The following is a 12,920-nucleotide window of genomic DNA, read 5'->3' on the forward strand; positions in this document are numbered from 1 at the left end:
AAAGCAATGAAAAAACAATTCACAGGAATCGTTCTATGCAGTACGTTTGCAGTTGCTGGTTGGTCCTTACAAGCGAAGGCAGAAGAGCCAAAAGAGTATCGTTCGAATGGTTTAGTAGAATTTATTCCGAACGTAGATCCGACAGAGCCAGTTGATCCAGAAAATCCCGATCCAGAAAAGCCAGTCAAACCAATTGATCCGACAGACCCAGAAGGTCCCAATCCTGGTACCCAAGGACCGCTGTCTATTGATTATGCTTCAAGTTTTGACTTTGGGAAAAATCGTATTTCGAATAAAGACCAAATATATTTTGCAAGAGCACAGCAATATCAAGAAAATCAAAAAGAAACACCAAATTTTGTGCAAATTTCTGATAATAGAGGAACCAATAGTGGTTGGTCTTTAACGGTTACGCAAAAGGAGCAATTTAAAGCAACAAAGGCGACTTTAAATAGTCAGTTGACAGGTGCGCAAATTTCTTTAGCTAACCCGACCGTTAATAGTAATGCGCAAAATGTTGTGAAACCAGAGGCAACAAATAAGATTGCCCTTGTTCCAGGAACCGCATCGCTAGTGGCAGCTGCGAAGCAAGGAACCGGTGCAGGAACCTGGGCTACTTATTGGGGCAAAGTAGAAGTTGTTGCAGAACGCGATGAAACCAATACGGTACACAATGTTAATGTTACAAAAGATGTTGCGCTATCAGTACCAGGGTCAACCCCTAAAGATGCCGTGAAATATCAAACAAAATTATTGTGGACGTTGACGGATGTACCAGGAATTTAAAAAGTAGAGGTGAAGAGAGATGCGAAACAAACAAAGCCTAGTCTTTTTGGCAAGTAGTTTATTCTTACTAATCCTTGCGCCTATTACTAGCGAAGCGATTAGTAATCCTTCGACAAATATCAACGAAGTCAATCGGGAAATAGTGGAGGAATCGGCCAATGATCAGGCAACTAGCGCTCCTTCTCACTCGGAAACATTAGAGCAAGAACCTTCCCTAGAAACGACAACAACAACCGATAATCATCCAGCAGAAACAGACCAATCAACGGCTACTTTAGAACCTAGCGAACAACAAAAGGATGACGGTACCAGTGCAACGGAATCGGTGATAGTTGAACCACAGCCGCGCATGTTGGCTGCGCCATACGCTACTTCATTGCCGGATGATCCTAACATCATTCCAATCGACAAGGTGTTTCAAGAGCCAATTGGAAATGCAACAAGTATTTTAGAAGGTGGGAAGTTATTACAACTAAACCCAGCTGTTAAATCACAAAAAGGAGCTATTTGGTCAAAAAAACCAATCAGTTTATTGTCGGATTTTACCTTTAAAAGTTATTTGTATTTAGGAAACGAGTATGCAAATGCTGGTGATGGTATGACCTTTACCTTAACGAATGATCCTAGAATGTCCACAACGCCTCAAGAAGTCATTGGTTCACCTGGGATGGGAATCGGTGCATACTCCACGAAAGCTGGTCAACCTTATGTTAGAAATGCCTTATCGATTGAGTTTGATACCTATAAAAATACTGGTAGTTCCAACCGAATGGACCGAGAAATTTCACAAGATAAGGGAAATGGACATTTAGCTTTTGTCACTCCGAAAGCTAATAACAACAACTATACAGGGGAGCATTCAGGCGTCACTGTTGCGCCAACCTATCTATCTAATGGAACTTGGCGCATGTTGACTGTTCATTGGAATGCCGCAGCCAAAGCATTAACATATGATTTAGAAGGTGTGGGCACGAATACGTATGTAGTTTCAGATTTAAATGCACAATTTGGCGCAACAACGGTTTATTGGGGCTTTACATCATCCACAGGTGGCAAATACCAAGAGAATGCTTTAGCAATGACACAAATTCCTACCAACGTTACGTCACAAGCAGCCCTTAGCGTGAATGGTCAGGAGTTTAGCTCAGCTGTTGAAGCAGTGAAAAATGATCAGGTGAGACTACGGAATACGTTGAATATTGACAATGACTTTATCGAAGATCGTCAACCGCAAGTAAGCATTGACTTACCTGATGAATTAGCATATGAAGAAAATTCATTAATGATTGATGGTAAAAAGGTAGCAGCCAAAGATCTGACACAAACAGGGAATCACTTAACAATTGCTTTAAATGACTACCTAGTTTTAAAGAAGGACATGATTATTGAATTAAAAACAACCCTTCAAGATAATACGCCCGAAAAAGTTTTAACTATGAACTTTGACTATTATGAAGAAGGAACCTTACTGCAAAAGTCAAATAATGTAACGATTACTATTCCTAAACCAACAGAAAAAACAGTAACCGTTTTTTATAAAGACGCGGAAGGTAAAGATATTGCTCCACCTAAAAGTGTAACAGGGAAAATTGGTGCACCCTATCAAGAAAAACCCCTAGATATTTCTGGCTATATTTTTACAAAAGACTCAGGCAATGCGGAAGGAACAATGACAGAGGAAACAAAAGATATTTATTTTTACTATCGTTTAGGGGAACTATATTTTAAAGAGGCACCAAAACAGATTACTTTTGGTACGGAAAAGATACGTAATCAACCACTAATTAAACTTGGGCATCCCACCGAAGGACTCAAAGTTGTGGATGAACGTAACGCAAATAATTGGCGCTTGCAACTAAAGCAAACGCAACCGTTAACGAATGATTCAATTGTAATGCCAGATGTTTTTTCTTTCGTTTCAACTGCTGGAAGCTCTCAGATTACAAATGAGGCAATTACGCTTTTAGAAAGTAATCAGAAAGGTGAAACAGATTTAACAGCATTACTTGATGAATCAAAACAACAAGGAATTCAAATCAATGTTCCTGTAGCTTATCAAAGAGTTGGAACATTTAAAGCTCGTTTATCTTGGGCGTTAGAAGACGTACCAGGAAATTAAAGAAAAGAATGGAGAAAAGAAAATGAAAAAAGTAACAACAGTATGTTTATCCACATTTATTTTAGGGAGCTTAGGCATGACTTCTCAAGCCTTTGCAGAAGATGGCGGTAGTTATACATCTAATGGTATCGTAGAATTTACACCAAGTGAAGATCCAACTAATCCGGTTGACCCAACGGATCCAACTAATCCAGTTGATCCTATTGACCCAACAGATCCTGAAGGTCCTAATCCAGGAACAAACGGTCCGTTGTCAATTGATTATGCGTCAAGTCTAGACTTCGGTGTTCAAAAAATCACGTCGAAGGATCAGACTTATTTTGCTGCTACCCAAAAATACAAGACAGTAGGCGCAACCGATGAAGTCAAAGAAGGGCCTAACTATGTCCAAGTAACAGATAACCGTGGAACCGAAGCTGGCTGGTCATTAAAAGTGAAACAAGAAGGACAATTTAAATCAACTTCTGGTAAAGAATTGACTGGGGCAGCTATCACGTTTAAAAACGGAAATGTAGTGACTGCTTCAGATTCAGGCAAACCAACAGGCCCAGCCACAATCACGCTAAATTCAGATGGTAGTCAATCAGATGTAATGAGTGCAGCGAAAGGAAACGGTGCAGGAACTTATTTATTTGATTGGGGAACAGATGCAACTACAGCTGCTAAAAGTATTGAGTTAACTGTTCCAGGTTCTACAACCAAATACGCTGAAAAATACGCCACAAAATTAACATGGACGTTGACAGACGCTCCAGGAAATTAAACGAGTTTTAAAAAGAAGAATAGCAGGAAACATGGTTACCTGCTATTCACTACATATAGAAAAGGAGTAAATAATTTGAACAGAAAAAAACAACGATTTCTTTTTTTTCCGATACTACTAATTCTTTTATCGTTAGTACCTAGCAATGGTTATGCCAGTGAATTTAATTTTGCGGTTACGCCTATTCCATCAGAAAAACAAGTAGATAAAGAAAAAACTTACTTTGATTTATTACTAGCACCAAATGAAGAAACTGAGTTGAAAGTGAACTTGCGCAATGATACAGATAAAGAAGTAAAGGTAGGTATTTCCATCAATAGTGCCATTACCAATTCAAATGTAATCGTGGAGTATGGTGAAAATAAGGGGAAAAAAGATCAAAGTTTAGCGTTTGATATAAAAGACTACGTTCAATACCCTAGCTCAGTTCGTTTAAAACCGAAAAGTGAACAAACGGTTTCTATTAACGTCAAAATGCCTAATACACCCTTTGATGGAGTGTTAGCTAGTGGTATCACTTTTAAAGAAGAAACGTCGGATGAAGGCAAACGCCAAGACGATAAGAGTCAAGGGTTATCCATTAAAAATGAATATTCGTATGTCGTTGCATTATTGATGCAACAAAATAAAAAAAAGGTTGAGCCGAATTTACTTTTGAAAAAAGTCTCACCAGGACAGATTAATGCTAGAAATGTGATTTTAGTCAATCTACAAAATGATCAAAAAACATATATTAACCAAGTTGCATTTTCGGTAGAGATTACCAAAAAGGGGCATGAAGAAGTTTTATATAAAGAGGAAAAAGCAAACATGCAAATTGCGCCAAATACCAATTTTTCTGTTCCCATTGCGCTAAAAGGGCAACCGCTTAAGCCAGGAGATTACCATTTGTCTATGACCGTTGTTGGGAATAAAGATGCTGCAGGCTCATTTAAAAAATCAATAAACAATGAATCGATATCTTTTAGAAATCAATGGCAATTTGAAAAAGACTTTACAATTAATGGTGAAGTTGCCAAAGAATTAAATGAAAAAGATGTCACCTTAAAAGAAAATCATTCGAATTTATATTTGATGATTGGCTTACTACTATTATTGATAGTGATTTTAATCATTGCCTGGTTGATTTGGCGAAAAAAGAAACAGGAAAAAAACGAAAGAGAAATATAAAGAGTAGTTAATTTTTGATTTGATTATCGGCAACGTTTTTGTTTGTTTTTACTTATCAAACATGCAGTTTATTCAACAAACCTAACTCAAAAAAAGAAATAATAAGAAGGAGTATTGTTAAATATCGTCTGATACCACTTTACTAGTTATATTTTTTGTTTTGTTATGTAGCTAAAGTATTTGGCAATATATGTGAGAAAAATGGATAAATACAAACATTTACTATTATGGAGTACATTGTTACTCTCGTTTTTTCAAGTAACCACTGTGCAAGCAGCAGAAGAACGGAATCCAATTTATAATCCGACCAATCCAACAGAAGAAATTTATCCGATTGAGAATACTGGCACACCAGAAAAAATGGAAGAAACAAATGAAAGTACTATTACTAGCGAAACGCAAGCGGAAGAAAGTAGCGAAGACGTTAGTAAAAAAGAAGTGATAACAAATAATCCAAAAACAAATGAAGAAAGGCCTTCTTCCAAGAAAAGTCAGCATCAAGTATTTTTCACGGATGAATTATTTGATGCTAGCCATATCACCATTGTACCAAATAGCACAGGCGGTGCTGGAACGGAGGGGCAAAACACTTTTTACTTGAATTTCATACGGGAATTAGTAGGAACGGCTATTTATGGGAGAAAGAACTGATAAATGATGAATTATGAAATTTTTTTAAATAAAGAAGATCAACGAAGTTATTCCTTGCTAAGGCATTTAGAAGAAAGTCCCACGCTATCAGGTACTTTTATTGCACTTCGCGAAGAATTATCAATGTCGAATTTTTTAGTCAAAAAAACATTAGAAAAATTAAAAGCAGATATTGACAATCTAAAGTTAAGCGACAGCTTAACTTTAGTCGTTTCTGATGTAGATGTTACACTTGAAATTGATGGAAACTATTCAAGTAAACTTTTGCTCACGAAATACTTAACAGAATCGCTCTCTTTTAAATTAGTGTTGTCTTACTTTAGAGGAAATTATAGTTTGACAAAGTTTGCTGAATGTAATCATGTCAGCACCTCTGTGGCGTATAGTACCTTACAGCGGCTAAAAAAAGCCTTAAAGGAGTATCAGATCTATTTTAGTAAGCGGGAAATTGTCGGCAATCAAAAAGCAATTTCATTTTTTTTGTATAAATTGTTCACGCTTTCCAATCAACCGATTTCCGAATTATATTCGGTAAAAGTCTATAATGAAGCGAAACGTGTATTACAGTCTGTTGAGTTAAACTATACTTTCACCACCTATGAGCGACGCAATTTTTTCCATTATTTAGCTATTATGATTAACAACGAAGGACGTGCGGTGGAAGGGATCGATACGCGTGCACTGAATACATTTTCAGAGGAACTAATAAAAAAATCGCAAGTGGCATGGGCATTGGCCTCAAAATCATTAACGTATACGATTGTTTTTTTCTTGTATTTGCATGGCAAACTAGAGAAAAAATATGTTATTCACGAAGATCCTACGATTGAAAGCCTAACTCGTGTTTTCATTGGAAGTTTTGAAAAAGCATTTAATTGTTTAGAGGAGTCAACAAGGAATACTCTAGAAGAAGGGTTAGCAATTATTCATTTCAATGTTATTTACTTTCCGATTAATATGTTTGACGATTTTGAAATGGATTTACAGTTTTTTAAGCAAACATATCCGGAATTTTATTTTTATTTAATTGAATATATTCGTTGGTTAACAGCAAAACATAAAAAAATTGCGAAAGCCAATCACTGTTTGTTTTTTAACTATCTATTGTTGCTAATTAATCATGTTCCGGTTCATTTAATTGCAGAGCCAGCCAAGGTCCTAATTGATTTTTCTTATGGAAAAGAGTATAACCAATTCATCAAAAAAAATTTATCCGTCTATGTGAATTTAAATGTAGAAATTATTGACCCGTTATCAGATACCTTACCAGATGTGGTGATTACCAATTTAAATAACTTGTATCAAGAAGAAAAGAGTAAAGTTATGGTTTGGCTGGATCCACCTCGTTCGATTGATTGGGTCAATTTAACGCAATCATTATTGACTATTCAAGAAGAAAAATATCAACATCAAAAAGAATCGACAAAGACAAGCGGTGATCCTATCGAATAGAATCATCGCTTGTCTTTGTGTTTAAGTCTTTACAAAACCACCCAAGTGTTTTACAATATGAATATACATTCATATGAATAGAAAAACATTAATGAGGAGGCGCATAACAATGTCAAAACAAACAGGTGCACACACACATGAAGAAAAAGGTAAAAACGTTCCAGTTATTCTCTTTTTTACAGGATTGGCTCTTTTCTTTATCGGTTTATTTTTAGGGAACATGCTCTTAGTGAAAAATATTCTTTTCTCGTTAGCTGCTATTTTAGCTGGTTATCATATTATTGGGGAAGGCTTTGGAGATACGTATCGGGATACGAAAAACAATCGAAAGTTTTCGCCTAATATTCATTTGTTAATGACCTTAGCTGCAGTTGGTTCAGCATTAATGGGAAGTTTTGAAGAATCAGCATTGTTGATTTTGATTTTTGCGGCGGCGCATTTCCTTGAAGATTATGCCCAAGGCAAAAGCCAACGTGAAATTACAAAACTATTAAATTTAAATCCAACAGAAGCTCGCCTGATAACAGATGACGGCTCAATTCAAACTGTGTCAGTTGAACAATTGAAGATTGGTGACCGCGTGCAAGTCCTCAATGGTGCCCAAATCCCGACAGATGGCGTCGTGATTGAAGGAAGTACCGCTGTGGATGAATCATCTATTAATGGGGAAAGTATTCCCAAAGAAAAAAATAGCGGGGACGCAGTTTTTGGTAGTACCATGAACGGTTCAGGCACAATTGTTGTTGAAGTAACGAAAGATAGTTCAGAAACAGTTTTTGCAAAAATCGTACAGCTCGTGAACCAATCACAAGAAAATCAATCAGAAATTGCAAGCAAAATTAAACGATTTGAACCGAAATATGTCACACTAGTTTTAGCAGTTTTTCCACTAATTGTTTTAGGTGGCGCATTACTTTTCCAATTGACTTGGGCTGAAAGTTTTTACAGAGGCTTGGTCTTCTTAATTGCTGCCTCCCCTTGTGCATTAGCAGCGAGTGCCGTTCCGGCAACTTTATCAGGAATTTCCAATTTAGCGAAACAAGGCGTTTTGTTTAAAGGTGGCTCATTCTTATCAAATTTAGCTGAAGTGAAAGCACTCGCTTTTGATAAAACAGGCACACTAACAAAAGGCAAACCTGAGGTCACAGATTATCTTTTTGTTGATGGCTTAGAAGATCGCCAAGACGAATTAGTAGCTGTTTTAACAAATATGGAGAAAAAATCCAATCATCCATTGGCGACGGCGATTGTTAATCGCTTTGAAGCAGAAACAACGGCTTTAAATTTAGAAGTAGAAAATATTGTCGGGGTGGGTTTAGTAACGACCATTGCAGACACAACTTTTAGAATGGGTAAACCATCTAGTTTTGAACAAGTGCCAACAATCATTGAGAAACAAACAACGAAATTAGCGAGTGAAGGCAAAACGGTAGTGTACTTTGCCGAAAATGAACAAGTGATTGGTTTAGTGGCATTGATGGATGTTCCTAATGAAGAAGCAATGAACGCCATTCACTATTTCAAGTCACAAAATATTGAAACAACAATGATTACAGGAGATGCAAAACTTACGGGTGAAGCAGTTGGTCGCTTAGTAGGCGTGGACCAAGTTTTTGCTAATGTTTTACCTGAGGAAAAATCAGCGATTGTTGATCAATTAAAACGCGAAGTAGGAATGACAGGGATGGTTGGTGATGGCATTAACGATGCGCCCGCTTTAGTGAATGCTGATATCGGAGTGGCGATGGGGGATGGTACAGACATTGCTATCGATGTTGCAGACGTGGTAGTGATGAAAAATGATCTTTCTAAATTAGGCTATGCTCACCGTGTCTCAAAACGCTTGAATAAAATTGTGCAGCAAAATATTATTTTTTCAATGTTAGTGGTAGCAACGTTAATTATCTTGAACTTTTTAGGTATTGCGAATATCGCATTTAGCGTACTTATTCATGAAGGAAGTACCTTAGTGGTCATTTTTAATGGCTTGCGTTTATTAGTTAATACAAAATAAGTCAAATAGTCACTTGCAAGAAAGGAGAGAAAGCGATGAATTCTTTAAAAATGATTGAACTTTCTCTCACCGACGTTGTCATTCGGATGGCTCTAGCCGTGGTTTTTGGAGCATTGATTGGGTTAGAAAGAAGTATTAAAAGAAAAGGCTTCGGTATCAGTAGTAATGCCATTTTATGTTTGGCCTCCTGTACGATTTCCATTTTACAGATTCAATCGGTGGATATTTTAGTCGATGTGGTGAAACAAAATAGCGCCTTGGCGTCCATTATTTCTATGGATATTACACGATATGGCGCCCAAGTGATTAGTGGTGTAGGCTTTCTCGGTGCGGGGATTATCGTTTTTAGAGAAAGGAAAGTCTCTGGGTTAACAACAGCAGTAATGATGTGGAATGTTACTATTATTGGTTTAGTCATTGGGATGGGTTTTTTAACCATTGCATTTATCAATCTCGTGGCAACTTTGCTAGTATTAGCTCTGGCCCATTTTAAACGAAAAACTCCTTTAAAACGATTGCAGCTTATCGTAAAAATGAAGGAACCCATGATTAAAGAAAGCCGACTGCATGAACAACTTCAAGCTTCTTTAGAAAAAGGGGAGCGCTTAGTAGAATTGACTTTGGAATCCGAACAAGAGGCAGTGACAGCAAAGATTTCTTATGTAGGCAAAGAAGATTTCTGGCATTCCAACTTGCACCATCTCTTAAAAGAAAAAGGGCACGTTCAATCTGTCTCTGTCACGGAAACAATTTAACCATAAAATAAAGCACTTGGGCGCTAGCGCGCGCCAAGTGCTTTTGTTTAAATATTTAATACTTTATCTAAGAAATCTTTTGTTCGAGGGTTTTGAGGATTTTCAAAGACTTGCTCTGGCGAACCATCTTCTAGGAAGTTACCGCCATCAATGAACATTACTCGATTAGCCACTTCTTTTGCAAAGCCCATTTCGTGAGTAACTATGACCATTGTCATTCCTTGTTTTGCTAAATCTTTCATTACACCAAGAACATCGCCAACCATTTCTGGATCAAGAGCTGATGTTGGCTCATCGAAAAGCATAATATCAGGATTCATCGCTAACGCACGTGCAATTGCGACACGTTGTTTTTGACCACCAGATAAAGAATCTGGATAGGCATCTTTTTTATCTGCCAACCCAACACGTTCTAAAAGTTCTAACGCTTTTTTCTCCGCTTCGTCTTTTGATAAGCGACCTAAATCGGTTGGTGCTAAAACAATATTTTCTAAAATAGATAAATGTGGAAACAAATTGAAATGTTGGAAAACCATGCCGATATGTTGACGGACTTGGTTGATGTCCGTATTTTTATCTGTCAAGTTCGCACCATCAATAATAATGTCTCCGCTAGAAGCTTCTTCTAATTGATTCAAGCAACGTAAAAAAGTACTTTTACCAGAACCAGAAGGACCGATGACGCAGACTACATCGCCTTCGTTAATAGAAACATTAATGTCGTTTAAGACCGTGTTGTCACCATATTTTTTTACTAAATGTTCAACTAAGATTTTTTCAGTCATATTAGTTCACCTTCTTTTCAAGGTTTTTCGCTAATTTAGTTAAGCTAGTAATTAAAATTAAGTAGATTAACGCAATAACGAAGTAAACCATTGTACTTTGTAATGTCCGAGCAACAATAATTTTTCCTGTTTGTAGTAGTTCGATTAAGCCAATTGCTGAAAGGATAGTTGTATCTTTCAATGAAATAACAAATTGGTTAATGAATGAAGGAATCATAATGCGAATCGCTTGTGGTAAAATAATTTTTTGCATTGTCCGATTATAGGAAAGACCTAAACTTCTTGAAGCTTCCATTTGGCCAACTGGAACAGCTTTGATTCCGCCGCGCACAATTTCAGAAATATAGGCACTGGCATTTAAAGTTAATGTGATAATCCCAGCAATGAAGACCGGGATATTAAAGCCCAGCACACCAGGTAATCCGAAATAGATGAAGAACGCTAAGACCATTAAAGGAATTCCGCGAATTAAATCAACATAAATGGTTGAAAGTACACGTAATGCTTTGATTGGTGAAACGCTGAATAATCCAAAAATAACGCCGACAATTAAAGCAAGTACGAAGGAAATCAACGTTAATAGAATCGTCATCCATAAACCGTGTAACAATTGTTTCCAGTTGTTTTGCATAAAGCCAACAAACGTAGATTCGTCAGCTGTTTCTTCTTTGGCTTCGTTGCCATCTTTCACGTAAGTGCCGATAATTTTATCGTATTCACCTGTACGTTTCATTTCTTTTAAGCCTTCGTTAAACATTTCAAGTAGTTCAGGATTTTGCCCTTTTTTGACAGCAAAACCGTAAGAACCACCTTTTTCACGAGGAATTGGTGTCGCTAGTGGTTGATTTTGCGCAACCCCGTAGCCAATGACAGGATAATCATCCATCATGGCATCAACTTCGCCAATTTCTAACGCACTGTATAATGCATCAGTTGTGTCTAAATACTTAATTGAGTAATCATATTTCTTTTTATTTTTTTCTAAGAAATCAGCACTTTCAGTACCAATTTTTACGCCGACTTTTTTGCCTTTTAAATCATCATACGATTTAATTTTGTCATTGCCTTTTTTGACCGCAATTTGAATACCGCTATCAAAGTAAGGAACAGAGAAGTCGAAGGCTTTTTTACGATCATCCGTAATCGTCATGCCTGCAACCATCCCATCTGCTTGACCAGATTCAACAGCTTGGACAGCAGAACTAAAACCAATAAATTTAAATTCAACAGTAAAACCTTGCAATTCAGCTGCACGTTTGACTAAATCTACATCAATTCCGACATAATCGCCTTGGGCATTTTGAAACTCAAACGGAGCAAACGTAGAATCACTAGCAATCACATATTTCTCTTTTTTAGGAGTGATTTTTTTCATCTGTTCGCCAGCGTCTTGTGTGTTTGTTTCATCACCTGTCGCTAAGTAGTTGTTTAAAATTTTATCATAAGTACCATTGTCTTTAAGATTTTTCAAACCAGCGTTGAACTTTTTGATTAATTCAGGGTTTTGTCCTTTTTTCACTGCGAAACCGTAAGAACTGCCTGTTTCTTTATCACCAACTAATTGTAATTTTTGCCCATTTTTAACTGCGTAACCCAATACAGGATAATCATCAACGATTGCATCCGCTTCGCCGTTTTCTAAGGCTTTATAAAGACCCGTTGCATCGTCAAAATTTTTGATGGTGTAGTCATATTTCTCTTTATTTTTTTCAAGGAAGTTGGCACTTTCAGTTCCAACTTTAGCCGCAACCGTTTTGCCTTTTAAATCATCATATGATTTAATTTTGTCGTTTCCTTTTTTAACCGCTAATTGTAAACCGCTATCGAAGTATGGATCTGAAAAATCAAAGGATTTTTTTCGCTCATCCGTAATACTCATTCCAGCAATCATGCCATCAATTTGTTTAGATTGAATCGCTTGGACTGCACTATCGAAGCCTAATGGTTTTAAATCCACTTCAAAATCTTGATCTTTGGCAATCGCATCTAATAAATCAACGTCAATACCAATGTATTTTCCTTTTGAGTCTTGGAATTCAAAAGGGGCGAATGTTAAATCCGTTCCAATTGTATATTTCTTTCCTTCTGCATGTGCTGAAGTGCCACTAATGAATGTTAGCAGAGTTACCATCATCACAAAGAAAGAAAGTAAAAAGTGTTTCCTTTTCATAAAATACCTCCTAGTTTTGCATATTGAACAATTATATAGTAAGAAATAGGAAGCTGACAAGTATTTGAACGCTAAAAAGAGAAAAAAACTCTAATTTCCTTACATTACATGTTATAAAATGTGACATAGAAATTAAGAACAAAAGATTAAGATCAGTTGAAGTCCGAAACAGCAAAAGTGGCGAAAATATGTTCGGTATGTTAAACTAATAAGTGGACATTCTGCCAGAATGGGCCGATAATTTAAGAGAAATTA

General features: G+C 36.8%; 10 protein-coding genes. 8 read left to right on the forward strand and 2 right to left on the reverse strand.

Annotated elements, in window-relative coordinates:
* Positions 1 to 6: 6 nt before the first annotated feature.
* The 8 genes from IGL90_RS02515 (at position 7) to IGL90_RS02550 (ending at position 9,710) form a co-directional block, all read left to right on the forward strand.
* The gene (locus tag IGL90_RS02515) at positions 7 to 786 is read left to right on the forward strand and encodes a WxL domain-containing protein (protein ID WP_010821434.1); all 780 of its coding nucleotides are present in this window, start codon (positions 7 to 9) and stop codon (positions 784 to 786) included.
* 19 nt (positions 787 to 805) lie between these two features.
* Entirely contained in the window at positions 806 to 2,905 is a 2,100-nt protein-coding gene (locus IGL90_RS02520; RefSeq protein ID WP_048737352.1) for a lectin-like domain-containing protein, read from the forward strand.
* 22 nt (positions 2,906 to 2,927) lie between these two features.
* Complete coding sequence (locus tag IGL90_RS02525) at positions 2,928 to 3,668, forward strand: WxL domain-containing protein (protein ID WP_002375974.1); 741 nt, start codon at positions 2,928 to 2,930, stop codon at positions 3,666 to 3,668.
* A 75-nt stretch (positions 3,669 to 3,743) separates the two neighbouring features.
* On the forward strand, positions 3,744 to 4,838 hold the full coding sequence (locus tag IGL90_RS02530) for a DUF916 and DUF3324 domain-containing protein (protein ID WP_430604663.1): 1,095 nt from the start codon (positions 3,744 to 3,746) through the stop codon (positions 4,836 to 4,838).
* A 201-nt stretch (positions 4,839 to 5,039) separates the two neighbouring features.
* On the forward strand, positions 5,040 to 5,489 hold the full coding sequence (locus tag IGL90_RS02535; protein WP_002407355.1) for a hypothetical protein: 450 nt from the start codon (positions 5,040 to 5,042) through the stop codon (positions 5,487 to 5,489).
* Positions 5,490 to 5,492: 3 nt separating this feature from the next.
* The gene (locus IGL90_RS02540) at positions 5,493 to 6,941 is read left to right on the forward strand and encodes a helix-turn-helix domain-containing protein (RefSeq protein ID WP_002407356.1); all 1,449 of its coding nucleotides are present in this window, start codon (positions 5,493 to 5,495) and stop codon (positions 6,939 to 6,941) included.
* A 109-nt stretch (positions 6,942 to 7,050) separates the two neighbouring features.
* Positions 7,051 to 8,955: a heavy metal translocating P-type ATPase gene (locus tag IGL90_RS02545; RefSeq protein WP_048737347.1), complete on the forward strand. Its 1,905-nt coding sequence runs from the start codon at positions 7,051 to 7,053 to the stop codon at positions 8,953 to 8,955.
* A 35-nt stretch (positions 8,956 to 8,990) separates the two neighbouring features.
* A complete protein-coding gene (locus tag IGL90_RS02550) occupies positions 8,991 to 9,710 on the forward strand; it encodes an MgtC/SapB family protein (protein WP_002361276.1) in 720 nt (239 codons plus the stop codon).
* A gap of 47 nt (positions 9,711 to 9,757) precedes the next feature.
* Here the strand turns inward: IGL90_RS02550 and IGL90_RS02555 are convergent, their stop codons facing one another.
* Complete coding sequence (locus IGL90_RS02555; RefSeq protein WP_002355616.1) at positions 9,758 to 10,495, reverse strand: amino acid ABC transporter ATP-binding protein; 738 nt, start codon at positions 10,493 to 10,495, stop codon at positions 9,758 to 9,760.
* A gap of 1 nt (position 10,496) precedes the next feature.
* Positions 10,497 to 12,665 carry an amino acid ABC transporter substrate-binding protein/permease gene (locus IGL90_RS02560; protein WP_002361277.1) on the reverse strand — a complete coding sequence of 723 codons (2,169 nt, stop codon included), beginning with the start codon at positions 12,663 to 12,665 and terminating at the stop codon, positions 10,497 to 10,499.
* Between the last annotated feature and the right edge of the window lie 255 nt (positions 12,666 to 12,920).

The sequence above is a fragment of the Enterococcus sp. DIV1307a genome, from assembly GCF_050537425.1.
In the GTDB taxonomy this organism is placed as follows: Bacteria; Bacillota; Bacilli; order Lactobacillales; family Enterococcaceae; genus Enterococcus; species Enterococcus faecalis.